Source organism: Nonlabens xiamenensis (assembly GCF_003865345.1).
GTDB classification, from domain to species: domain Bacteria; phylum Bacteroidota; class Bacteroidia; order Flavobacteriales; family Flavobacteriaceae; genus Nonlabens; species Nonlabens xiamenensis.
On the sequence record NZ_RMVE01000001.1, the window covers coordinates 779,244 to 804,187 of the forward strand.

Annotated in this window: 23 protein-coding genes and 1 tRNA gene; 8 read left to right on the forward strand and 16 right to left on the reverse strand. The window is 42.2% G+C overall.

Going from position 1 to position 24,944, the window contains the following annotated elements; translation table 11 throughout:
- Positions 1-112 precede the first annotated feature (112 nt).
- Positions 113-1,096: a polyprenyl synthetase family protein gene (locus tag EGM47_RS03465; RefSeq protein WP_124979680.1), complete on the forward strand. Its 984-nt coding sequence runs from the start codon at positions 113-115 to the stop codon at positions 1,094-1,096.
- Here EGM47_RS03465 and rsmA read toward each other — a convergent pair whose 3' ends face one another.
- The 9 genes from rsmA to EGM47_RS03510 form a co-directional block, all read right to left on the reverse strand.
- Entirely contained in the window at positions 1,097-1,945 is an 849-nt protein-coding gene (rsmA, locus tag EGM47_RS03470; RefSeq protein ID WP_124979356.1) for a 16S rRNA (adenine(1518)-N(6)/adenine(1519)-N(6))-dimethyltransferase RsmA, read from the reverse strand. It abuts the gene before it with no gap.
- Positions 1,946-1,989: 44 nt separating this feature from the next.
- Positions 1,990-2,319 (reverse strand): DUF4286 family protein, encoded by a 330-nt coding sequence (locus tag EGM47_RS03475; RefSeq protein ID WP_124979357.1) that lies wholly within the window; start codon positions 2,317-2,319, stop codon positions 1,990-1,992.
- A gap of 16 nt (positions 2,320-2,335) precedes the next feature.
- Entirely contained in the window at positions 2,336-4,129 is a 1,794-nt protein-coding gene (locus EGM47_RS03480) for a tetratricopeptide repeat protein (RefSeq protein ID WP_240642155.1), read from the reverse strand.
- Positions 4,130-4,140: 11 nt separating this feature from the next.
- The gene (gene serS / locus EGM47_RS03485; RefSeq protein WP_124979358.1) at positions 4,141-5,412 is read right to left on the reverse strand and encodes a serine--tRNA ligase; all 1,272 of its coding nucleotides are present in this window, start codon (positions 5,410-5,412) and stop codon (positions 4,141-4,143) included.
- Positions 5,413-5,478: 66 nt separating this feature from the next.
- Positions 5,479-6,819, reverse strand: a complete 1,341-nt coding sequence (locus EGM47_RS03490; RefSeq protein ID WP_124979359.1) for an HTTM domain-containing protein — start codon at positions 6,817-6,819, stop codon at positions 5,479-5,481.
- Positions 6,800-7,735, reverse strand: a complete 936-nt coding sequence (locus tag EGM47_RS03495; RefSeq protein ID WP_124979360.1) for a bifunctional riboflavin kinase/FAD synthetase — start codon at positions 7,733-7,735, stop codon at positions 6,800-6,802. The genes EGM47_RS03490 and EGM47_RS03495 overlap by 20 nt, the downstream gene beginning before the upstream one ends.
- A gap of 111 nt (positions 7,736-7,846) precedes the next feature.
- The gene (pth, locus tag EGM47_RS03500; protein WP_124979361.1) at positions 7,847-8,485 is read right to left on the reverse strand and encodes an aminoacyl-tRNA hydrolase; all 639 of its coding nucleotides are present in this window, start codon (positions 8,483-8,485) and stop codon (positions 7,847-7,849) included.
- Positions 8,486-8,550: 65 nt separating this feature from the next.
- On the reverse strand, positions 8,551-9,201 hold the full coding sequence (locus tag EGM47_RS03505; RefSeq protein ID WP_124979362.1) for a 50S ribosomal protein L25/general stress protein Ctc: 651 nt from the start codon (positions 9,199-9,201) through the stop codon (positions 8,551-8,553).
- A gap of 24 nt (positions 9,202-9,225) precedes the next feature.
- Positions 9,226-10,167 (reverse strand): ribose-phosphate pyrophosphokinase, encoded by a 942-nt coding sequence (locus EGM47_RS03510; protein ID WP_124979363.1) that lies wholly within the window; start codon positions 10,165-10,167, stop codon positions 9,226-9,228.
- A 132-nt stretch (positions 10,168-10,299) separates the two neighbouring features.
- Here EGM47_RS03510 and EGM47_RS03515 point away from each other — a divergent pair.
- The 6 genes from EGM47_RS03515 to EGM47_RS03540 all read left to right on the forward strand — a co-directional run bounded on the left by EGM47_RS03515 (position 10,300) and on the right by EGM47_RS03540 (position 14,049).
- Positions 10,300-10,381 (forward strand) — tRNA-Leu (locus EGM47_RS03515).
- A gap of 505 nt (positions 10,382-10,886) precedes the next feature.
- Positions 10,887-11,633, forward strand: a complete 747-nt coding sequence (locus EGM47_RS03520) for a MotA/TolQ/ExbB proton channel family protein (RefSeq protein ID WP_124979364.1) — start codon at positions 10,887-10,889, stop codon at positions 11,631-11,633.
- Between the two features lie 25 nt (positions 11,634-11,658).
- The gene (locus EGM47_RS03525) at positions 11,659-12,153 is read left to right on the forward strand and encodes a hypothetical protein (protein WP_124979365.1); all 495 of its coding nucleotides are present in this window, start codon (positions 11,659-11,661) and stop codon (positions 12,151-12,153) included.
- Between the two features lie 3 nt (positions 12,154-12,156).
- On the forward strand, positions 12,157-12,768 hold the full coding sequence (locus EGM47_RS03530) for an ExbD/TolR family protein (RefSeq protein WP_124979366.1): 612 nt from the start codon (positions 12,157-12,159) through the stop codon (positions 12,766-12,768).
- A gap of 2 nt (positions 12,769-12,770) precedes the next feature.
- Positions 12,771-13,256, forward strand: coding sequence for an ExbD/TolR family protein (locus EGM47_RS03535; protein WP_124979367.1), 486 nt, complete (start codon positions 12,771-12,773; stop codon positions 13,254-13,256).
- Between the two features lie 73 nt (positions 13,257-13,329).
- Positions 13,330-14,049: a porin family protein gene (locus EGM47_RS03540; protein WP_124979368.1), complete on the forward strand. Its 720-nt coding sequence runs from the start codon at positions 13,330-13,332 to the stop codon at positions 14,047-14,049.
- A gap of 27 nt (positions 14,050-14,076) precedes the next feature.
- Here EGM47_RS03540 and EGM47_RS03545 read toward each other — a convergent pair whose 3' ends face one another.
- From EGM47_RS03545 to pyrH, 7 genes are all read right to left on the reverse strand, one after another.
- Entirely contained in the window at positions 14,077-14,676 is a 600-nt protein-coding gene (locus EGM47_RS03545) for a hypothetical protein (protein WP_240642157.1), read from the reverse strand.
- Between the two features lie 3 nt (positions 14,677-14,679).
- Complete coding sequence (gene rpoN, locus EGM47_RS03550; RefSeq protein ID WP_124979369.1) at positions 14,680-16,137, reverse strand: RNA polymerase factor sigma-54; 1,458 nt, start codon at positions 16,135-16,137, stop codon at positions 14,680-14,682.
- A gap of 364 nt (positions 16,138-16,501) precedes the next feature.
- On the reverse strand, positions 16,502-17,950 hold the full coding sequence (gene asnS, locus EGM47_RS03555) for an asparagine--tRNA ligase (RefSeq protein ID WP_124979370.1): 1,449 nt from the start codon (positions 17,948-17,950) through the stop codon (positions 16,502-16,504).
- A gap of 117 nt (positions 17,951-18,067) precedes the next feature.
- Positions 18,068-20,461 carry an efflux RND transporter permease subunit gene (locus EGM47_RS03560; RefSeq protein ID WP_124979371.1) on the reverse strand — a complete coding sequence of 798 codons (2,394 nt, stop codon included), beginning with the start codon at positions 20,459-20,461 and terminating at the stop codon, positions 18,068-18,070.
- Positions 20,462-20,546: 85 nt separating this feature from the next.
- On the reverse strand, positions 20,547-22,745 hold the full coding sequence (locus EGM47_RS03565) for a DUF5686 family protein (protein WP_240642159.1): 2,199 nt from the start codon (positions 22,743-22,745) through the stop codon (positions 20,547-20,549).
- A gap of 130 nt (positions 22,746-22,875) precedes the next feature.
- On the reverse strand, positions 22,876-23,430 hold the full coding sequence (gene frr / locus EGM47_RS03570) for a ribosome recycling factor (protein WP_124979373.1): 555 nt from the start codon (positions 23,428-23,430) through the stop codon (positions 22,876-22,878).
- 47 nt (positions 23,431-23,477) lie between these two features.
- Positions 23,478-24,185 (reverse strand): UMP kinase, encoded by a 708-nt coding sequence (pyrH, locus tag EGM47_RS03575; protein ID WP_124979374.1) that lies wholly within the window; start codon positions 24,183-24,185, stop codon positions 23,478-23,480.
- A gap of 175 nt (positions 24,186-24,360) precedes the next feature.
- Here pyrH and EGM47_RS03580 point away from each other — a divergent pair, with 175 nt between their 5' ends.
- Positions 24,361-24,930: a DUF3109 family protein gene (locus tag EGM47_RS03580; protein WP_124979375.1), complete on the forward strand. Its 570-nt coding sequence runs from the start codon at positions 24,361-24,363 to the stop codon at positions 24,928-24,930.
- Positions 24,931-24,944 lie beyond the last annotated feature (14 nt).

The window sequence follows — 24,944 nt, forward strand, 5'->3', positions numbered from 1 at the left end:
ATAAAACGAGGAAACTTTAGAAACTAATAAAGTTTCCTAAGTTTTACAATTTTTTAACATAACCTTTGTGATTTCCTACAAAACCCTAGGTTCCATCGCCTATTTTTACCCCATGAAATCAATGGACAACCTCAGGAAGAATTTTCTGAATCAACTCAAACAACGCATTACTGAAAAAGAACCTCAACACCTGTATGATCCGGTGCACTATATTTTAGACTTGGGAGGTAAACGCTTGCGCCCATTGCTCACTTTGATGAGTGCACAGATGTTTGGTGGACGACGGGAAGAAGCAATGGATGCCGCAATTGCGGTTGAGGTTTTTCACAATTTCACTTTGGTCCACGACGACATTATGGATGAAGCTGCCCTGCGCAGGGGAAAACCGACCGTCCATGAAAAATGGGATTTGAATACAGGGATTCTCTCTGGTGATGCGATGCTGATCATGGCCTATAGGCTTTTTGAATCCTACCCTCCAGAGCAGTTCTATCAATTGAACAAAGTTTTCTCTGCAACGGCACTGGAAGTTTGCGAGGGTCAACAATACGATATTGATTTTGAGACCCGCGATGACGTGGAAATCGATGAATATCTGTTAATGATTAAGCTCAAAACATCGGTGCTGGTGGGATGCGCCCTGCAAATGGGAGCTATAGTTGCTGGTGCGGCAAAAGAGCAACAAGAATTGGTCTATGATTACGGAATCCAACTCGGACTTGCCTTTCAATTGATGGATGATTATTTGGATGCATTTGGGGATCCAGAAAGTTTTGGTAAGGAAGTAGGCGGCGATATACGCGAAAACAAAAAGACTTTTCTCTATCTCAAAAGCTTGGAAGACCCTAAGTACGCAGCATCCTTAAAAAAATGGTTTGCCCAACACCACCACCAACTTTCGGATGAGCAAATCAGAAACAAAAAGGAAGCTGTTAAAAAACTATTTACCGATAGTGGTGGGGCACAGGCTACCCTGGATGCCATTTCTTCCTACACCCAGAAAGCCCTCAATATCATTGATCAATTGGCGGTGGCCGATGACGAGAAGGAAAAACTAAGACAATTCTCACTGGAGTTAATGGGGCGCCAAAGTTAGTCAGCTCAATTCCTCCACCTCAATAGCCAATGCCACAAACTGATCAACGCTGATCTGTTCTGGCCTGAGTCCAAACAACTCCCTTTCCTTCCATTCGTCTGGTAGGCTCAAGGACTTTAAACTGTTGCGCAATGTTTTACGACGTTGTTGGAAGGCAAGTTTTACTAGTTTTCTTAAACTCTGGTAAGAACAGCCTATCCGATCGTAATCCGGTTTGCGGGAAAGAATCAGTACACCGCTATCTACTTTGGGCGGCGGATTAAATACATCTGGGCCAACGGTAAATAAGTAGGTGGCATCATAATATGCTTGGGTCAAAACCGACAATATGCCGTAAGTTTTTGAGCCATGGGTCGCACAAATGCGTTGGGCTACTTCTTTCTGAAACATACCGCCAAATTCTGGTATCTGATCCCGATGGTCCAGTGTTTTAAAAACGATCTGGCTACTGATGTTGTAAGGAAAGTTACCGATTACCGCAAAGTCTTCCTTTTCAAAAACATCCTGGAGGTCCTGCTTTAAAAAATCTGCTTCTAACACCTGAAAGTTTTCCTGATTCACGATCTTGGCGTGTTCAATTGGGAAGCTGTGTTTTAAATACACCACCGACTCCCTGTCCAATTCCATCGCGGTGACTTTTAAACCTTTTCTGATGACATGTTTGGTCAGTACGCCAGTTCCAGGCCCAATCTCCAGTACTTGCTCATAGCCCTTATAACTCAGGCAATCAGCAATACGCATGGCTACTTGATCATCCTTCAGGAAATGCTGGCCCAGGTGCTTTTTGGCCGTCACTCCCTTATCGCTACCGTGCTTTGCACCCTTGTTTTTTTTCTTGAATTTTCCCAAAGAATCTACTTTATGTCTTAATCGTGAAGAGGTTTGGAGCTGGTTTAATTAAGGCTGCCGTGTACCCGGTATTCATCGATCAATTCCAACTCTGTACGGAAAGCGAGTACGCGCTCGCCAAATTTATCCATGGACTGCTGTCGCAAGGCAGGTGCATACCGGTCATAATAAATATCTAAGGCTTCCCGATCCCTCGCCTTGTACTGGATAGAAAACGTGCTTGAACCATCGTTTTCCTGGACCAAAACACGAGTAAGTCGGGCATCCATAAACAATCCTGTTCCCAGCACCTGAGCGATGTGCTCACGAATCCATTCCAACCACTCCTCTTCTACGCCTGCTTCCATATTACAGGTCACGTTATATATGATCATTGTATAGATTTTTGGCCTAAAAAGCCTTGGTGTTTTCATCTCCTCTCAAACTTCTGTAGCGTCGTCTGGCGTCTACAAAATGAATGCTGTCTGCATGATTGAAAATGATTTTTTCAAAATACTCCTGTGCCTTGATCGGATCTTCCAGGTGCTCTTGATATAATAAGCCGAGTTGGTAATATGCATCATCTGCCAGTATACCATCGGCATAGTTCTCGATGACCAACTGGTAGTTGTTCCGTGCTTTTTCAAATTCACCTTCCTGCTGATAGAGTTGGGCTTGTTTGACCAAGGCTTCATCCTCAATAGGGTCACCCTTGTGATTCAATAATAGCTGACTGTAATCTGAGATGGCCTCTTTCCTTTTGTTCTGGTATTGTTTCAGGTCCGCTTTCGCGAAAGCTTTTAAAGCTACAAAGGTGGTGTCCTCCAAGGAGTGGTCTGAAATCACCAAACTCAGTTCCATGGCATCATTGGCAATCAATTTACTGGCGGCACTGCGGAGGACTTTGAGTTGAGTCAAGCTCCATGGAAAATCTCCTTGGAAATAGCTGGCCCGTGCTACTTTAAATTGTGCTTCCTGCGCCCTGGTATCGTTGGGTAAGTCATTTTGGACCTGGCTGTATAAAATCAATGCCCGGTTGAATTGCTCCTGAAGCACCAAAATATCAGCCAGTTTCATTTTAACATCTGCTTGCTGAAATTTGGATAGATTAGTCTTTTCAAGTGCCACAAGGATGTCACTGGCCTTTTTGGGTTGATCAGCTTTAAAGGCGAGAAAATCGGCATAATCCAACTGAAGCCTAAAGGTTTCGGCGTCGCGGCCGTAGATGCTCAACAGGTTGTCATAAGATGCTATAATCGTGTCGAATTGTTCTGGGGTAGACCGATTGGCCTTTATTCGCAATTGAAGACTTTGAGCAATATATTTGACGCTTCTGGACTGGGTTTCGGAAATCATATATTCCAAAATCGACTCTGCTGCTTCAAGATCCCCTTCGTCCAAAGCGGTGTTGACCAGATCTTGGAGGTTGTCCATATTGGACTCGGTGCGTTTGTAGATAGCTTTTTCTTGAATAAAAGCTTTCTCAAAATCTTTTTGTTGGACAAACAGCCAGGAAAGCAATTGGTTGTAAATCGGGTCTGGATTTTCGCGTAAGCGCAACAATAATACTTTGCGCAGTAACTGATTTCCCTCGTTTTCTGGATCATCTGTCACATATTGGGAAAAGATGGCCTGAGCCCTGGACCTGTAAACGGCGTTGTCCTCAATCATCTTGATATTGACGTCAAACATTTTTTCCAATTGGCCTTGTTCGCCATACAGCCGGGCCAGTTGGTAGGTGAAATTGAGTTTGGGGTTGGCGGCCATGCCTATTTCGTAAGCCTGGATCGCCTCTTCAAGTTCATTGCGACGCTCAAATCGGTTAGCGATCTGATAGGTCATTTGAGGAAGCGAGTCGATTATTGACAGGGCCTTTTGATAATACATTTCCCCAAGACTGTCATTGCCTTGCAGCACCTGGTTATATCCACGCTCAATGATGAAAGGCTGGTCTGATCTCCAACCCAATTGGGCATCGTCCAGCAAGGAATCTACACTCTGATAGCGTTCTAACTCGTGATACACATCAATCAGGGCAAACACATTATTTTGATTGCGTTTATTCTGCTGATATAGTTTCTGATAAATATTCAGTGCTTTGGTGAACTCACCCTGATCCATATAATTCTGCGCCAGCTTTGAATCCTGGCCGTCACAGAAGTTGGCAGCCAATAGAAGCACAATAAATAGGATCACATAACGCATAGGACTTAAAGTTAATCGATCTTGTCGAAACCGCAATAAGGTATCAATACCTTAGGGATGTTGATACCATCCTCTGTTTGGTAATTTTCCAAGATTCCGGCAAGAATACGCGGTAAGGCTAACGCACTACCGTTGAGCGTATGTGCAAGCTCCGTGCCTTTGTCGGCGTTTCTATATCTTAATTTCAATCTGTTCGCTTGAAATGTCTTAAAATTGGACACACTACTCACCTCTAGCCATTTTTCCTGGGCGGTACTGTAGACTTCAAAATCATAGGTCAGGCTGGAAGTGAATCCCAAATCTCCTCCACAGAGGCGCAGAATTCGGTAGGGGAGTTCCAGTTCTTCTAATATTTCTTTGACGTGTACAACCATGGCATCCAGAGCACCGTCGCTATTATCAGGGTGTTCGATACGTAGGATTTCCACCTTGTCAAATTGGTGCAGTCGGTTTAACCCTCTTACATCTGATCCGTAAGATCCGGCTTCTCTTCTAAAGCAAGGAGTGTAGCCGGTCATGGCAATAGGTAGGTCTTTTTCTTCCAGTAAGTCCCCGCGATAAATATTGGTGATTGGAACCTCGGCGGTAGGAATGAGATAAAGATCATCGTTACCGACATGGTACATCTGACCTTCTTTGTCTGGTAATTGTCCGGTGCCATAACCGCTCGCTTCATTCACCAAATGTGGTACTTGCATTTCCTGATATCCAGCTGCGGTATTTTTATCCAGAAAATAGTTGATCAAAGCCCGTTGTAATCTCGCTCCTTTGTTTTTGTAAACTGGGAATCCGGCACCTGTAATCTTGTTACCTAACTCAAAATCTATGATGTCGTATTTTTTGACTAGTTCCCAGTGAGGTTGAGCATCAGTATGTAATTGGGGTATATCACCATGTTGGGATACCACCTCATTGTCTTCATCAGAATTTCCTGCGGGCACACTTTCCTGCGGAATGTTAGGGATATTATACAGCAATTGCTGTAATTCTTCAACCGCCTGATTCAATTCATCTCCTAAACTTTTGGATTTAGTTTTTAAATCAGCAGTTTGCTCCTTCAGTTGATTGGCTTCCTCTGTTTTACCAGATTTAAACAATCCGCCAATTTGCTTGGATAATTGGTTGCTTTGGGCAAGTGTCTCATCCAATTGTGTTTGTAAGCTGCGTCTGTTCTCATCAATGGAAATCGCTTTTTCCAATAATGGCATGGCGTCGATATTCCTTTTTTTTAAGGCGGTGGCAAATGCCTCTTTGTGCTCGCGTATTTGTGCTATCTGTAGCATCTGTTCTGATTTAAACTAAGGGGTAAAATTAGGGATAATCCTTTGAAAATCGGTTCAGGGAGGGACTTAGTTTTTTAAGTGGGTTTGTCTAGGGTACAGCGCCGATTTCATGATCCAGTCGTGGTGTCCAAAATGATTCCATTCCTCGGCAGCGAGATCGACACCAGGATCGGTGAGCTGCTGGAAGGGCCGGCCGTTGATGGACACTTTGACATCTGCATAGACTTCAATTTCTTTCCCTTGTTCGGCATAGATCTTTTCGAGTTTTTGGGCAAACTGCCAGATAAAATCAGGTTTGGACTGTACCGATCGCTGTTGTTTTCTACTTAAATACTTGGGCAAATGCACATATTCCTTCTCGCCAGTGGATTTATTTATTATATAAAAACTGCCGATACCACTCCGGCTGCGCAACATCATCCGCCAGCTTAATCGGTGTCCTTCTTCCGTCCATAAAACATCGTCGTGAATTGCCCAATGCCGCAGCGGCAACAACAACATCACCAGTAAGAAGGTGACGCAGGCAATGCTTATAAAGCTTTTGGTTTTTGGCACAATAATTTCGCGTGCCGCATAATAGGTTTTTCTCCAGATCAATCTGCGGTGCAGGGTTTGGGTTGGGAAAAAGAATAATAAAAAAGATAGAGCGAGGTAAGGGAAAATGCCGATTTGGAATACCACACTATTGAAAAGATGGAAAAATATGGAAGCTGCGACGGCAATCCATCGGGTAGGTTTCCACAATAGGAAGGGTACGATCAACAGGTCAAAGAATAATCCAAAATATAAAATGCTTTTGTGCGCCCAGTCGTGTTGTAGGATATCAAAATTTTTACCGCGTGTACTCATCAGGTATTTGGGAAAGCTACCATCCAGCCAATCCGGATAAAATTTGGCCACGCTCGCATAGGCATATACAATCCAGATAAAACTAATAATAAAAATGTAGATCCAGCGTGACATGTGTTCGCGGCGAATTTCTGGACTTAATTTTGCGTCTAAAGAGGCTGATCGATGTGCAGGTAGAAAGATCATGATCACGTTCAGCAACATGAGCAGGTAACAGTGGTTGTTGTAACTTGATTTTTGCAGCAGATAAACATAAGCCCAGGTGATGGCATAGAAGGTCATGGCTACTCTATATTTGTAGCCTACCATGATCATTAGTCCAGCGATTCCCATCAGACTGTACAGCACATACATCCAATTGCCTGGAAGGGGCTCCAAAAATTCAAAACCTATGAAGGTAAAGGTGGTTTGGGGTTCGATAAATAGTCGCCGTACTGCACCTAAAGCAATGGAGCCAAAGGCCTCACTGGCCAGCAGCAAACCAAAGATCATCCTGAATAGTACCAGTGCAGTATTGTCCACTTGTGTGAACAGCCATTTATCCCAGGTGCTGTGCATAGGCTTTGGTTTCTTGCTCATCCAATTTCATGGCTGCTATTAGTTCATCCATGGAATCAAATTTCTTTTCATCTCTTAATCTTTTATGGAAAAACAATTCCATTTGTTGCCCATAAAGATCATCCTCCCTATTCAAATAATAGGTTTCAATGGTCTGTTTGCTAGAGGAAGCGACGGTGGGGTTATTGCCAATATTGGTCATACCGTAAACCCGATGTCCCCCAATGATCGAACTGGTAATATAAACTCCTGTAGCAGGCAACATTTTATAGGTTTCAGGAACATGTAGGTTGGCTGTAGGATAACCTATAGTTCTACCGATTTTCTTACCAGAAACTACCTTTCCCTGAATGCTAAAATCCCGATTTAAATAGGTGTTGGTCACCTGGATATCTCCATGGGACAGACTATTGCGCACCTTTGTACTGCTTACTGCGACTTCTTCTACTTCTTTTTTAGAGATTTCAACCACTTCAAATCCAAATTCTTGACCAAATGCTTTTAATTCCAAAATACTGGCTGATCTGTTGATGCCAAATCTATGGTCATATCCGATGACTACGACTTTGGCTTTTAATCGTTCGACTAATATGTGTTGCACATAATCAGAGGCGCTGGTTCTAGAAAATTCCTTGGAAAAAGGATGGATCACGATGTTATCTATGCCTTGATTGGCCACCAAAGAAACACGTTCGTCTATGGTATTGATCAACTTCAATTCGTGGTCGGGTTGCAATACCATGCGTGGATGAGGAAAAAAAGTAAGTAAAAGACTAGTTAGCTGGTGTTGTTGGGCTGTTTTTACAACGCGTTTGAGGATCTTTTGATGTCCTTGGTGTACACCATCAAAAGTTCCTATGGTCACCACGCTGCCAGAGGTTATATCGTATTCATCAATATGAGCAAAAGTCTTCAATCTTTCCTGGCTTTAGGTGGCTGCAAATTATAATAATCTATCTTTAATTCTAGGGTTTTTAGGATGGTTTTGGTCATTATTGGTCTAGACCTAATGGTGATTGTCAAGCCATTACTTTCCGTTGTACTGGTTCATGGTATTGGCCAAACCAGCATGGGTAAAGGACAGCGCCATTTCGGCGGCCTTGGATAATCGTTCAGGTAAGGCTTTTTGTTCTTCCATATCCCATTCGCCCAGCACATAATCTACCTGTCTTCCTTTGGAGAAAGCATCTGAAATACCAAACCTTAATCTTGGATAATTTGGCGTGTTCAATTGCACCTGGGTGTCTTTAAGTCCGTTATGCCCGCCATCACTTCCTTTACCCTTCATTCTGAGGACGCCAAAAGATAAATTGAGATCATCTGTAATCACCAACAGTTGAGCGATATCGATATTTTCCTGTTTCAGATAGTATTTAATAGCCTTCCCGCTGAGGTTCATAAAGGTGTTGGGCTTAAGTAAAATGATGGACTTGCCTTTGTGTTTGATCGTGGCAAGTTCACCTAATTTCATAGTTTCAAAGCTAACTTCTTTGTCTTTCGCAATTTGATCCAATACCTTAAAACCGATGTTATGACGAGTTTCTGCATATTTTGCACCTGGATTACCAAGTCCTACGATCAGAAATTTTTTCATGGGGTCTTTTTCTATGAGCAGATGTGAAGCTTTTTCCTGCCGGTTCATTAATTTTTTGAGCCATGTCCACATGTCACAAAAATAAAAAAAGCTGCAAGAAGTAAATCTTGCAGCTTGTATAGTTTAGAAAGTGATGCTTACTCTGAAGCAGCTTCTCCTTGCTCCGTTGCTGGAACATCTCCGGCTTCTCCTTCTGCAGCTTCTCCTTCTTCTTCTTCATCATCATCGTCTTCTGCGATGGCGGTACGTGAAGTTTTGATCATACAAACCACAACACTGTCTGGGTGAAGGATTTCATATTCATCAACTCTCAAGTCCCTGACATAGCGCTTGTGACCGATCTTCATATCGCTGATATCGATAGTGATAAAGTCAGGTAAGTTAGCAGGAATTGCTCTTACCTTAAGTTTACGATTGTTACGTCTCAAGACACCACCGTTAAGTACACCACGGGCAGTACCTTCCAGTACTACTGGGATATCCATTGATACAGGCTTATCATCAAAAATTTGATAGAAGTCTGCATGTAGAAGCAATTCTCTAACTGGGTGCCATTGCATATCTTGAGCGATGGCTTGGTAAGTACCATCTTTACCCAAGTCAATTACCACAGTATGCGCATCTGGAGTGTAGATCAGATTTTTAAAAGCTTTTTCTTCTGCTGAAAAGTGAATGACGTCGTCTCCTCCGTAAATTACGCAAGGAACCAATCCAGCATTACGTAAGGCTTTTGTTGCTTTCTTGCCCACGCTTTCTCTTTTAGATCCTGGGATCGTGATTGATTTCATGTGATTTATATTAAGTGAATGAAATTACATTATAAAATTATCGCTGATGGACTGATTGTTCTGCACGCTTTGCATGACTCCTGCAAATAGTCCTGCACAAGACAGTACTCTAATTTTTTCGCTTTGTTGCTTCAAAGGAATGGAGTCTGTAACGATCAGTTCCAGCAATTTTGAGTGTTCAATACGCTCATAAGCCTTTCCAGATAGGATGGCATGCGTACAAATGGCTCTTACGCTTTTGGCGCCACGTTCCATCATAACGTCGGCTGCTTTGGTCAATGTTCCTGCAGTATCTACCATGTCATCTACCAGGACAACATTTTTACCAGTCACATCACCAATCAATTCCATGTGAGAGATGATATTGGCCTTCTGGCGTTGCTTGTAACAAACTACCACATCGCTTTCAAGCGTTTTCGCGTAAGCGTATGCACGCTTTGATCCACCCATGTCAGGTGAGGCAATGGTCAGGTCTTGCAGGTCCAGGCTCCTGAGGTACGGGACAAATAGCGAACTCGCAAAAAGATGATCCACTGGTTTTTCAAAGAACCCCTGAATCTGGTCAGCGTGGAGATCCATTGTGATAATACGTGTGGCTCCGGCTGTTTCAAGAATCTTGGCGATCATTTTTGCGCCTATGGGAACCCTGGGTTTATCCTTTCTATCTTGGCGCGCCCATCCAAAATAAGGAATAACGGCTGTGATATGTCTGGCACTGGCTCTTTTGGCCGCGTCCATCATCAAAAGCATTTCCATCAAGTGGTCACTACTGGGTTGGGTAGAGCCGATGATGAAGATGCGTCTGCCTCTAATCGATTCCTCAAAAGATGGCTGGAACTCACCGTCACTGAAGGTGGAAAAATTCACCTGTCCCAGTTCGGCACCATATTCCTTAGCGATCGCTGCAGCAAGATCCATGCTCTGGCGACAACCGAATAATTTTGCATCTTTTAAGGCATAACTCATAGTAAAAACCTTTGGGTCTTGATTTTAAGGCTGCAAATGTACTTATTATTTTATAGTTGGCTGGCTATTTTTTGTTGAAATAAATGTTGGAAGTCAAAATATTTATTACTTTTGCCGTCCCAATTATCTAATGCCTCAGTGGTGGAATTGGTAGACACGTTGGATTCAAAATCCAATGCTTCACGGCGTGCCGGTTCGATTCCGGCCTGAGGTACAATCCCTGAAAGCCCCGCTATTGCGGGGCTTTCGCATTTTAGGTAGTTATGGGGGGTTCAAAAATAGTGGTCAGGGGCAATTTTGGGTGCTAAAAAGGTTAAGACAGATCAGCGATACAACGTACACAAAACCGACTGTTTATATTAGGCTTTATGATCCCAATTTAGGTGCGCTATTTTGTGACCAATTCCGATTTCTAGGTAGTAGTTGTAATGACTGATCCTAGTCTTGTATTAAATGAATAGTTGATTGAAAAATTTGAGACCGTCATTTTAAATCGTTTCAGCCTAGATTTTACAAAAAACTAACATTCAGGACAACTTCGTTTGCTAATCCCTTGATTTGTCGGTGATAATGCTGAAAGCAGGATAATACAAATTTGGCAGAATCAAGTATAATCCCTAGCATTCTCCTATACATTTAGCAAATCTTGTGCTATTTTAATTCAAGATATTATATATTTACCCCTTAACTTGAAAATTCAAATAAATCAATAAAGTCAAATGAAACGATCACTTTCAATTTTATTCACCGCAGCCATGACCTTTGGCGTTACTGGTATCGCATCAGCCACTGCACTTATTCAGGATGAGCCTGAGACGGTAGAAAAGGTCTCTTTTCACCAAGTACTTAAGGACAACTTTATTGATGGTGGTCCTATATTCATGTCCATCGTATTGGTATGTTTAATTCTAGGTCTTGCTATTGCCATTGAAAGAATTATCTATTTGAACCTTTCCACTACCAATTCTAAGAAATTGGCCGCAGATGTGGAAGATGCACTGAAGACTGGTGGAATTGAAGCTGCTAAAGATGTTTGTAGAAATACCAAAGGGCCTGTTGCTTCTATCTATTATCAGGGACTTGACCGTGCTGATGAAAGCATTGAAGCTGCCGAAAAAGCTGTTGTAGCTTATGGTGGTGTGCAAATGGGACAGTTGGAAAAAAACGTTTCTTGGGTATCCCTGTTTATCGCTCTTGCTCCCATGCTTGGGTTCATGGGAACAGTAATCGGTATGATTGGTTCCTTCAACAGTATTGAGGAAGCAGGTACTATGGAGCCTTCACTTGTTGCTGGAGGTATTAAGGTAGCTCTTCTTACAACCGTATTTGGTCTTATCGTTGCCATTATTCTTCAAATCTTTTACAATTACATCGTCGCCAAGATTGATAGTATTGTAAACGATATGGAAGATGCTTCCATTACACTTATCGACATTCTTGTAGACTACAAGAATGGTAAGCTGTAATTCATTTTAAAAAACGAACGACATCATGATTTTACATAAAGTATTAAAATATTTGGTGCTGTTACTCAGCTTGGTAGCTATGGGATTCTTTTTCTATACGCTTATCGTGGGTGATGACCCAATTAAAGCCAACGACGATGGTATTCAGGCCGCAACGGTTAGCCCGCTGATGGTTTTGTCCTATATTATTTTGGGACTGACCATTCTACTCGTATTGATTTTTGTAGTCAAAGGTTTGTTTACCAATCCAGATGCCGCTAAAAAATCACTTATTTCAGTGGGTTTGCTGGCATTGGTTGCCGCTCTTAGCTATTTTGTATTTGCTGAAACAGGAACGCTGAACGAACAAGGTTATGTGCTAGATGCTTCTGGCAGGGTTGTTGAGGGTGATGGAGGAGCGCCTCTTGAAGGATCGACCTCCAAATTGATCGGTGCCTCACTTTACATGTTCTACATCCTTGCAATTGTAGCCGTGGGAACTGTGGTCTGGTCAGGCGTAAGCAAAATCCTTAAACGATAAATTATGGCTAGAAGATCTGCCCCAGAAGTAAACGCCGGATCGATGGCAGACATCGCTTTCCTATTATTGATCTTCTTCCTGGTAACTACCACGATTGAAGTAGATAGCGGGATCGATAGTAAGCTGCCACCGCCGATTGAAGACAATCCAGTGCCGCCGCCTATCAAGAAAAAGAATATTTTTCAGGTGATTGTTAACGCAGATAACCGTTTGCTGGTGGAAGAGGCTGATATGGATATCAAAGACCTGACAGAAGCTGCTGTGGCTTTCCTAGACAATGGTACAGAGTGTTCTTATTGTAGAGGAGCCAAAGATCCAGCATCATCTGATAATCCAGAAAAAGCTGTAATTTCTTTGGTCAATGACCGTCAAGCCAGCTATAGCATGTACATTACTGTGACCAATGAGCTGGTGAGGGCATATACTATACTGCGTAACCGTGAAGCTAAACGTTTATACAACGAAACCTTTGAATCCATGGAGAGCCGCTTGAAAGAATGGCCAGCCAATGAAAAGGATACGCCAGAATATGAGCAGTTGGAAGAGAAGATCGAGAGGGTAAGGGACTTGTTTCCTAGAAAACTCTCTGAAGCAGAACCGCAAAACAGAGAATAATTATGTCAAAGTTCAAGAAAAAGAAAAGTGGTGATTTGCCGGCAATTTCGACGGCATCACTTCCTGACATCGTATTTATGCTGTTGTTCTTCTTCATGGTAGCTACCGTTATGAGGGAGGATGAACTACAGATTGAAAATACACTACCACAAGCTAATCAGGTTGAAAAACTGGCCAGTAAGGATAAATTAGTGTATATCTATATCGGAAAACCAAGTCCTAATTTCCAAAAGACATACGGAACAACAGAAGTTGTACAGTTAGGGGATAAAATCTCCAGAGTGGAAGATGTGGAAACCTTTGTCAACACCAAGCGTAACGACATGGATGAGGATGATAAGGATGAAATGATGGTTTCTTTAAAAGTCGACCGTGATGCCCAAGTTGGTATTCTTACTGATGTAAAACAAGAATTGAGAGATGCTTATGCATTAAAAATCAATTATACGGCTACCGAAGGTGACCCATTAAGAAACATCAGAAAATAACCTGTCGCAAGGCAGAGTAAAAATTTAGCCAGCTCTCCAGAGCTGGCTATTTTTTTGGCTTACATTTGTCTGTATGTGTAGATATATCTATTTACTAATTTTATTATTGCTGGGCCTTTCGTCGGGCGCACAGGATACTTCTGATGCTCCAGATGACAACGTTATACCCGAGGTAGTTGATTCCCTTTATCGTGAAGATCAATTCTATTTAGGTTTGAGCTTTAACTTGATTAATAATGAGCCACAAGCGTTTTCCCAAAACGGATTTTCTGGTGGTTTACATTTGGGATTTATCCGAGATATGCCGATCAATAAACGCCGTAATCTGGCTATAGGTCTTGGTCTGGGATTGTCAAGTAATATTTTTAATTCTAATTTGTTGATCAGTGATACGGATACCGGCAAGAACCAATTTTCCATTCTAGAGAATCGCAGTAGTATCAACACCAACAGATTTCACACCAATTTGATTGAAGTGCCCTTAGAATTTCGGTGGCGCACTTCAACAGCTACCAGATACGATTTTTGGCGTATCTATGGTGGTATCGTTTTCGGGTATATGTATGCTTTTAGATCTAAATTTGATGATAACGGAGTCGCTATTATTAAAAGAAATTTGGAAGAACTGAACCGATTCAGATTTGCTGGCTCCCTTAGTGTTGGAAACGGTGGGTTCAATGCCTTTATCAAATATGACCTTCAAACCTTGTTTAATAAAAACGCTGTTACTGTATCTGGTGACAGGGTCAATTTACAACCCATAAAGTTTGGCATCATGTTTTATTTCCTGTAAGAATAATACTTGAACCTTTCTATCAACTCAAGCATAACTTGCCATCAAGAGTTGGGAGGCAATGCCCAAGAACAAACCAAAAACCAATTCGTGACCCACGTGGGCTTTCATATACAATCTAGAAGTTGCGGTTAATCCACAGGCTATAGCCGTTAAAGCCATGATACTGAGTAGGGGTATGCCTTGCATCAAAGACAGTGTGATTAAAAATCCAAAAGCCCCACCCATGCCAAGCATGTGCAAGCTAATTTTGTATTTCAACAGTGTAAGTAATAAACTCACCAAGGTGGCCACAAATATCCCCAAATAAAAACAATAAAGCTGAAGATGCAGCCCGTCTTTAAATCCACTGCGCAGGAGTATCAGAATGAGTATAGCATAGACGATCAAAGGAGTAATCCTTTCTCTAGTGCTCTGTAAATGTATGCTTTTCACAGCACCGATAATCTTTAGCATGGTATAGATCAATAGCGGGATAGCAATCGTAAGGATAAGGATCAAATAAACCTTTAAGCGGATATGGCTGGCATCAGTATATCCTGCATAATTAAAGTACCAAAGCGATACAACCGAGGGTATAAATAGGGGGTGGACAATATAACTCCACAAGCGCAAGAACCACTTCATAAATCAGATTTCCTTCCTCAAACGGGCTACAGGTATATCGAGTTGTTCGCGATATTTAGCCACGGTTCTTCGGGCGATAGGATATCCTTTTTCTTTTAAAATCTCAGCCAGTTTTTGATCGGTTAGTGGTTTTTTCTTGCTTTCCTCATTCACCACTGTTTCCAAAATCTTTTTTATCTCTCTGGTAGAGACTTCTTCTCCATCGGTGTTGGTCATCGATTCTGAAAAGAATTCTTTGATCAACTTTGTTCCATAGGGCGTATCTACGTATTTGGAATTGGCGACTCGAGAGACGGTGGAAACATCCATATCAATCTCGTCTGCAATGTCTTTAAGGATCATGGGTCTCAAATTACGCTCATCGCCAGTAAGAAAGTACTCTTTTTGGTAGTGCATGATGGTGGACATGGTCACATAAAGTGTTTCTTGTCTTTGCTTAATAGCTTCTATAAACCATTTGGCACCATCCAGTTTTTGTTTGATAAACATTACCGCATCCTTCTGGGATTTGGTTTTTTCCTTGGCCTCTTTATAGCCGCGCAACATATTGGAATAGTCTCTGGATACGTGTAACTCTGGAGCATTTCTACCGTTTAATGTCAATTCCAACTCACCATCCTTGATTCTAATTGTGAAATCTGGAACCACTTGTTCCACGATACGTGTACTTCCACCCATGTAAGATCCTCCTGGCTTAGGGTTGAGGTGCTCAATATCTTCAATGGCATCCCTGAGCTCATCCTCTGAAATGTCATATTTGGCCAAGAGTTTGTTGTAATGCTTCTTGCTAAATGCATCAAAAGAATCCTTGATCAATTTTATGGCCAGTTCATTAGATTGATCACGACGCTTTCGCGAAAGCTGTATCAATAAACACTCCTGGAGATTTCTTGCTCCAACACCCGCTGGATCTAGTTCTTGAACCGTTTTCAGAATACGCTCCACTTTCTCTACCTCGGTGTAGATATTCATGGTAAAGGCTAGGTCATCTGTAATATCTTCCAGGGAACGTCTGATGTACCCGCTGGCGTCAATACTTCCCACCAAAAACTCGGCAATGGCATAATCCTCATCGCTCAGACGTCTGGTGTTCAATTGATCGATCAATGTTTGGGTAAATGATTTTCCAGCGGCATAAGGCACACTTTTCTCATCATCATCTGCACTGTAATTGTTGGCTCTTGTTCGATAATCCGGGATTTCATCATCACTCAGATAATCATCTACATCGATCTCTGTTTCCATCGAATCGTTGCCCTCATCATAGTCATCCTGATTTGAAAATTCGTCAAAATCTTCTTCTGATTTTTCCTTGCCGCTATCCAGTGCAGGGTTTTCTTCCAATTCTGATTTTACCCGTTGCTCAAAAGCCTGGGTGGGCAATTGGATCAACTTCATCAACTGAATTTGTTGAGGAGAAAGTTTTTGGGATAATTTGAAATTTAATGATTGTTTGAGCATCTATCACGGGTTATCCCTGTAAAAATAATAAAAGCCCATTTGAAATGTGGCGGTCTTGTTAAAATTATAACGATTATGCACAATGTGACTGACTACATACTGTATCACACAGACTTTGCTGCAGCGCTGGCCAATACCAATTTAGTAACGCATTCTTGAGCCTTATCTGTAGCGTGGTTGCTTACTTTGGCCTTGAGCCAAACAGAAAAGAGTGCCTATAAACCGCCACTTTTTAATGTCAAGCTAAGTCTGTTGCGGTTTTTAAATTTTTGATATTGAGCAGGTTTTCGACAAGCTCAAATTTAGAACTTGGTTATTTTTTGGCTTTTTAGACAGCCGCTTGAGTTACTTCTCGATAACCCGATCAGAACTCGGCACTACCAGGAGTCCTGGGATATGGAATCACATCCCGTACATTACCCATACCGGTGACAAACATTACAAGGCGCTCAAAGCCAAGACCAAATCCGCTGTGAACCACACTACCGAATTTGCGCATCTCTAGGTACCACCACAACTCTTCTTCTGGAATACCCATGTCCTCCATTTTTTTCTTCAACACTTCATACCGCTCTTCCCGTTGCGAGCCACCTACAATTTCGCCTATTCCAGGGAAAAGAATGTCCATGGCACGTACTGTCTCACGTCCTTCTGCATCTGCCTCGTTAAGGCGCATGTAAAAAGCTTTAATTTTGGCGGGATAATCAAATAAGATTACCGGACATTCAAAATGTTTCTCTACGAGATAACGTTCATGTTCGGATTGAAGATCTGCACCCCATTCCTCGATCAGGTATTTAAACTTTTTCTTTTTATTGGGCTTAGAGTTTTTCAGGATATCGATGGCTTCTGTGTAAGAAACCCTTTTAAAGTTGTTCTTACCAATAAACTCTAGTTTTTTACGCAAAGGCATTGGACTGCGCTCAGCCATAGGTTTGGTTTTGTCCTCATTTTCCAAACGTTGTTCCAGAAAATCGATATCATCCGAACAATTGTCTAGCGCATATTTTATCACGTACTTAATAAAGTCTTCGGCCAGGTCCATATTGGCATCAAGGTCATTGAAGGCCACTTCTGGCTCGATCATCCAAAATTCTGCCAGGTGCCTGGAAGTGTTAGAGTTTTCTGCCCTAAAGGTTGGTCCAAATGTGTAAACCTGTCCTAACCCCATTGCATAGGTTTCTGCCTCCAATTGTCCAGAGACCGTTAGGTTGGCTTCTTTGCCAAAAAAATCTTTTGAATAATCAATTTCTCCATCCTCAGTCAAGGGCATATTTTTGGGGTCCAGCGTGGATACCCTAAACATCTCACCGGCTCCTTCCGCATCGCTTCCGGTCAAGATTGGGGTATGTGCCTGATAAAATCCTTTCTCCTGAAAATATTTATGAATCGCAAATGACAACGCAGCCCTAACACGCATTACAGCTCCAAAAGTGTTGGTACGTACCCTGAGGTGGGCTTGCTCTCTTAAAGTATCTAGTTTGTGTCGTTTGGGTGAAAGGACGGTGCGCTTCACATCCTCGGGATCGGCCGTGGCCAGTATTTTGATGGCGGTGGACTGTAATTCCACCCGCTGTCCAGAACCAGAGCTTTCTACCAATGTCCCTGTCACAGCTACAGCCGCTGCCACATTGATTTGATCCAGTATTTCTTGATCATGGTCTTCAGGCTCAATTACGCATTGAAGATTATGTATACAGGACCCGTCATTTAGGGCGATAAATCTATCGTTTCTAAAACTACGCACCCATCCCTTGACTGTCATTTCGACCATGCTAGGATCAGATTTAAGTATATCGGCTATTCGCTTCATTGTTGTCTGGTGATGATAAGCGGCAAATATAATTTTTATACCGCTTAGGAACAATGAATCATTAGTAAAATGGCGGTATTCACTTGTTTGGATTGCACAGCTTAAATGGCTTATCACTTACTCCTCCTCATCCACAGCTTCTGGCGGAATGATAGGGATGGCCGGTTTCTTGAAGATGCGTTCATTAGCGATACTGCGCTCCAAAGAGAGTAACATGCTGGGGAGCAACAAAAGATTGGCTGCCATGGCAAATAATAATGTGGCACTGACCAATGCTCCCAAAGCTACTGTCCCGCCAAAACTGGAGATGGTAAAAGTGGAAAACCCGAAGAACAGGACGATAGACGTATAGAACATACTGACACCAGTTTCGCGTAAAGCGCCGTATACTGACTTCTTAATCTTCCAATTATTAGCGATAAGCTCTTGTCGGTACTTGGCCAAGAAGTGGATGGTATCATCCACAGAGATACCAAAGGCAATTGAAAAAACCAGTATGGTGGATGGTTTGATCGGTACCCCCAGGTAGCCCATCAGACCTGCGGTGAGTAATAAGGGCAAAAGGTTAGGCACCAGGGATACAAAAATCATGCGCAGTGACTTAAACATCCAGGCCATGAACAGGGCAATTAAAACTATGGCCAGTGAAAGCGAAAGTATCAGATTGTTGATCAGGTAGTCTGTCCCTTTTCTAAAAACAAGTGCCTTTCCGGTCATGGAGACTTCAAATTTATCTGCTGGAAAAATCACCTGTATTTTTTCCTTCAAATTTTCTTCTACCCTTTCCATCCGGTCTGTACCCATATCTTTCATAAAAGTGGTGACTCGGGCGTACTGGCCTGTACTATCAACAAAACTTTGCATCAAGGAAACATCATTGGTGCTTTTTTTCAAAAGCGGCGCAATAAAAAGCCGCTCATTGGAGGTTGGAAGATCATAGAATTCTGCATCACCACCGTAAAATGCTTGTTTGGTATATTTTACCGCAGAGACAATGGACATAGGTCGGGATAACTCTGGAGTGTCTAGAATATGTTCCTCAAGTTTGTCGATCTTTTTGAGCGTTGATGACTTGGTTACACCTTCCTTTTTCTTTGTGTTGATAACAATCTCCAGGGGCATGATGCCGTCAAAGCTCTCTTCAAAAAATTTGATATCCTTATAGAATTGCATGCTTTTGGGCATATCTTCTATCAGACTACCTGAAACTTTGATTTGATAAATTCCAATAAAACTGAAAATCAGTACCACAACACTAGTGATATAAATTGGAATACGCTGGCCCCTGACCATGCGTTCGTTTCTGTCTACAAATACGCTGATCCATCGCTTGCGCAAGTGTTGCAAGTGGCGTTTTTTAGGAACGTGGAGATAGCTATAAATGATAGGGATCAACATTAAGCTAATGATAAAGATGGCCACAATACAAATACTAGCTACGATCCCAAACTCTACCAGCAACTTACTATCGGTAAAAATAAAGGTGGCAAAACCACTGGCGGTAGTCAGATTGGTCATCAAGGTGGCATTTCCCACTTTGGTAATGACGCGTTGTAGGGACTTGGCCTGATTTCCGTGTTTTTTGATTTCTTGTTGATATTTATTAATCAAGAAGATGCAGTTGGGAATACCAATCACAATAATCAACGGCGGAATCAAAGCCGTAAGCACAGTGATCTCGTATCTCAATAATCCTAAAATACCAAAGGCCCACATGACACCAATAATTACGGTGACAATCGAGATAAAAGTTGCCCGCCATGATCTAAAAAAGAAAAAGAATATTCCCGAGGTGATCAATAGAGCGGCCAACAAAAACATACCGATTTCATCTACGATATTTTTGGCATTTAATGTGCGTATATATGGCATACCCGATATACGGATGTCCAAGCCGCTGGCAGTATTGAAGTTGCTGACGATGGGTTGAAATTTCTGCAAGATGAAATCCTTGCGCAGTGCCGTATTGACTATATCTTTTTTGAGGTAGACCGCAGTGCGTATTACACTGTCTTTTTCTGAGAAAATAAGATTTTTATAAAATGGCAAATCGTTGAAAAGTTGCTCTTTATATTGAGCAAGCTCCTCATTATTTTTTAAAGGCTCCTGTAATAATGGTGCAATGATAAACCTGGAGTTGTCTTCAGATTTTTTGAGTTGAGGTAGATTGGCAGTAGATAAGACAAAGTCAATTTCTGGAAATCCAGACAAGGTGTCGGCCAATTGGTTCCATTGATTGAACTTTTCAAACGTATCAAGAGATTCCTGCTCAATTCCTAGAATGATGAGATTACCTTCTTCTCCAAACCTATCCAGAAAAGCATTGTATTCCTGATTGACCGGATGATCATCAGGTAAAAGATTGGCCTCGGTATGTGTAAACTGCATGTGTTGCCATTGGGTGGCAAGACCGACAGTAGCCAGCAAGATCAATCCCAATAAGATTTCTCGGTTGCGCAGGATCAATCTGGCGATACTATTCCAGAAACTAAAACTGAATAACTTTTGCATGCGGGCTTTTAAGGCCTGCAAAGGTACTCGCTAACATTGGATTATCGAATAATGCAGCACTATAAATTATGCATTGCACAATATGTTATAGTTCGAGGTAGAAGGTAAACTTCATCGCCAGGTTATCCTCAAAATCAGATAAATGATAAGGGCCATGCCGGTAGGTAAAGCTTAAACCGAAACCGAATAACAATTTATTCAATTCAAAGCCGCTTTCAAAATAGCCTCTATCCAATGTTTTGAAGTCGATGTTTAGATGTCGATCCGGATGTTCTAAATCTCCCCAGGCCGCTCTTGTGATTAATACCATCTCTGGTTGCAGGAAGGGAAAAATTTTGAAAGGAGCCAAACGGTGCTTGACCTGGCCGATCAGAAGTTTGTCAGAAAAGAACTCGTTAAAAAACATGGTTTCAAAACTGCGCCTACCTGCCACTGAAAATCGCTGTAGCAATTCATCCTTGTTAGGGGCGTTGGGATAGGCGTGATACAGGTGGGTGAGTGGTATTCTTCCAGTACCATAATGGCCTTCCAGACTGAGGTCTGTAGAGGAGTTGTTCAGATTTTTAGTCGTATAGGCTATTTTGCCAGATAACTTGAGGTAATTAAAATTTGATCCTGCCAGGCCTTTGATTCCTTGAGTAAGCTGCCCACTCAGGATGGGGTAGCCTCGTTCTGTTTCCTGATAGCCGTTGGGCGTACGCATAAATTTACTGACCGGACTCCAGCGTACACCTACGGCTATTTCTGACAAGGTGTAATTCCCAAGGGCATCATTAGGATCAGCTTCTGGGGCAAATTGATAGGCGGTGGTTTGATTGATCCGCTTTCGCGAAAGCAACACCTCACTGATTACTGAAGGGAACAGCCGTTGTTGAAGTGATAAACCGTACTCTCTATACAAGTAAAAGGTAGGAATATTGATGAGCCGAGGTTCAAATAGAGAATATACCCGAGCGTCGGTCAGAAAACTTTCTGCAGCAAATTCGGTGATATCATCTTCCCTGTAAATATTGAGCCAAGTGTTTTTCTCCTCGTTCAACCGATAACCCAGGTTGATATTGTATTTAAAGGTGTCGTCTTTGGTTCCATAGGCCAGGTAACCGCCTACTCTGAAAGAATCGCTTAGTTTCTCATTGGTCTGCCCCCCAATACCGACTCGGAAAGCTTCATAATCATTGAATTTAACCAAGTATTTCAGGTCAATATCAAAGATCCCTACTGGATAATAGCCAATTTTAAATTTGTCCAGGGTTTCTAGTCGCCTTGTAATTCGGCTGGCATCGACTATACTGTCCAAGTTCACAAACGAGGCTAATTCTGTAGTAGAGAAACTATCGTTGTTGCGGTATTCCTTCCAATAAGATTCCTTTTTGGTAATGGCGCTGTCCAGCACTTCGATTTCGAGACCGCGCCGACCGTAGGTAATTTCCTTATTGGTTTTAAAATCTGTATTGCGTGCCTGGATGATCAGATAAAGCTCCTCTGGCTCAGTATTATTTTTTTTGTTATCCCTTTCTAAACCAACCTCCAATCGGCCTCCAAACAATTCAAGTTCCTTCTTGGTTTTTTCTTTGCGTATAGAAAGACTGCGGGAGCTTTCTAACCAAACCTCCAAGGCTGGATCATAGACAAAATCATGGTTTGCATTGATGTTAATGTCGCCAGTGGTCTCCAGTATGGCTCTGGCTACAGCAAAATTCAATTGATCGATATATAAATAGCCTGATAGCAAGCTTTTGTCCTCCACGTTCTTGGGACGGAAGCCGACTTTAGTTACAGGCCTGCCGTCGATCAGGGAGTCAGAGATTCGCTTAAAATTGAAGAAATTCTTTCCATCATCACCTAGCGGATTTTTATAGGCTTGGTCTAATATGATATAAGTGTCTTTGTATAAATGCTCGCTTTGGAAATTGATGTTGTAAATAGGGTAAACTGGTTCATCAAAGCCAGGCATGTAGGCGCCAGTTATGATCTCTTTATAGCCCTCTTTGTGATCGTGAATGTGCTTGGAAGTCTTTTCGGCAAAAAGGACTCCGGTCTTTTTCAGGGTTTTACGTAGTTCAGTTTTTTTATAGCCAGGACCAGTCAAGGCCTCAGGATCCCCACTGACTTTAAGGATCTCATAGGAATTGTATTGAAACGAATTGAATTTGTGCCTGGGATTATTTTTCTTTTTAGAGATAAGTACCTTGGTTATCAGATCATCTACTGGAAATGCAGAATCGTTTTGCGCAGGAGCGACCAGACTAAGAAAAAGGATAAAAACTCCGGTGAAAAATTTCATTAAAATTTATTGCTCATCAAACATAAAAATAGAGAATATTGGTAGGTAGGCAGCCTTCCATTAAGAGAATATTGTGAAATCAAAAAGCCAGCATATGGGCTGCTGGCTTTTTGATTTTCATAGGCTGTTTTTAGACAGTCATGATTTCTTTTTCTTTGACCGTGATATGCTCGTCGATCTTGGCGATGTATTTATCGGTCAATTCCTGAATATCTGCTTCGGCGTTTTTTTGCATGTCTTCAGACACCTCTAGTTTTTTCAGATCATTCATGGCTGTTTTACGGTCATTGCGCACTCCAATTTTAGCTTCTTCGCCTTCTGCTTTTGCTTGTTTGGCCAATTCTTTTCTGCGTTCTTCGGTAAGTGCGGGAACATTGATTATAACGCTATCTCCATTATTCATGGGGTTCAGCCCCAAATTGGCCAGCATGATACCACGTTCAATCTCATTAATCAATCCTTTTTCCCAGGGTTGAATGCTCAAGGTACGCGCATCTGGCGTATTGATATTGGCCACCTGTGATAGTGGAGTTTGGCTGCCGTAATAGTCAACGCGTACTGTACTCAACATCGAGGCACTGGCTTTTCCTGCACGTATGCTAAGAAGTTGCTTCTCAAGGTGCTTGATGGCCTGGTCCATGTTTTCCTTGGTGCTGTCCAGTATAAAGTTTATTTCTTCATTCATCCTTATAAATGTTTTGGATCTGCTGTAGCAAATATATTGCCGCTTTTTTAAAGTTGTACTTTGGTTCCTATATTTTCTCCGCTCAGTAGCCTGACGAGGTTACCCTTGGTATTCATATCAAAAACAATGATGGGCAATTCATTTTCTTGGCTCAGGGTAAAAGCGGTAGTGTCCATTACCTTAAGTCCTTTGCGCAGCACATCATCAAACGAGATAAAATCAAATTTGGTAGCGCTTTTATCTTTCTCTGGATCAGCGGTATAGATACCATCTACGCGGGTTCCCTTTAAGATCACGTCTGCCTCGATTTCAATTGCTCTCAAGACCGCGGCACTATCTGTAGTAAAGTAGGGATTCCCTGTACCACCTCCAAAGATGACCACTCGACCTTTTTCAAGGTGTCTCATCGCTTTCCTTCTAATAAAAGGCTCTGCCACCTCATTAATTTTAATCGCAGTTTGTAACCTGGTAGGTATGCCAGCATCCTCCAGCGCACTTTGTAAGGCTAATCCATTAATAACTGTAGCCAGCATGCCCATATGGTCACCTTGAACACGGTCCATTCCGTTACTTGCTCCGGCCACACCTCTGAAGATATTTCCCCCTCCAATGACAATAGCGACTTCTATACCTTTATCTGTGACCTCTTTGATTTCCTGCGCATATTCGGCCAGACGGGCTGGATCGATTCCGTATTGTCGGTCGCCCATTAGGGCTTCTCCAGATAGTTTTAATAGAATACGTTTGTATTTCATAGCCTGCATGTGTGTATTGCAAATATAAATGAATTAGCAGCCCGTAAAAACATTAATTTAGTTCAGCCAGGCGCTTCTTCAACTGATCGATATACCTCAAGACGCACCGCTCAATCTGTCTATGCTGTGTACGTGTCTGTTATATGTATCTTTGCAACCCTCAAAAATCACATATATGTTTCAACTGGGTAAGACTATTGTTTCTGATGATTTGTTAGAAAAAGAGTTTGTTTGCAACCTGACTGCTTGTAAAGGAGTTTGCTGTGTGGCCGGTGAAGCGGGTGCGCCATTGGAGACTGCCGAATTGGATATTCTGGATCGTGAATATGAAAAAGTAAAACCTTACCTCCGTCCTGAGGGCATTGCGGCTATTGAATCTCAGGGCACCTGGATTGAAAGGGAGAATGGCGAGCTAGAAACACCCTTGGTCGATGGAGCAGAATGTGCCTATGCGCAGTTTAAGGAGGATGGCACTGCTTTGTGTGGAATTGAGGCCGCCTACCGGGATGGAAAAACTAACTTTTATAAACCCATCTCTTGTCACTTGTATCCAGTGCGCATTCAGGAATACACCGATTTTAAAGCGGTCAATTATCACAAGTGGGAAATTTGTGATGATGCCTGCGAATTAGGGGCAAATTTAGGTGTTCCGGTGTATCAGTTTGTCAAAGAAGCCTTGATCCGTAAATTTGGTGTGGATTGGTATGACGAACTCGAGGAAATTGCTCGTGAACATCATTCCTAAATCTCAACATCTGC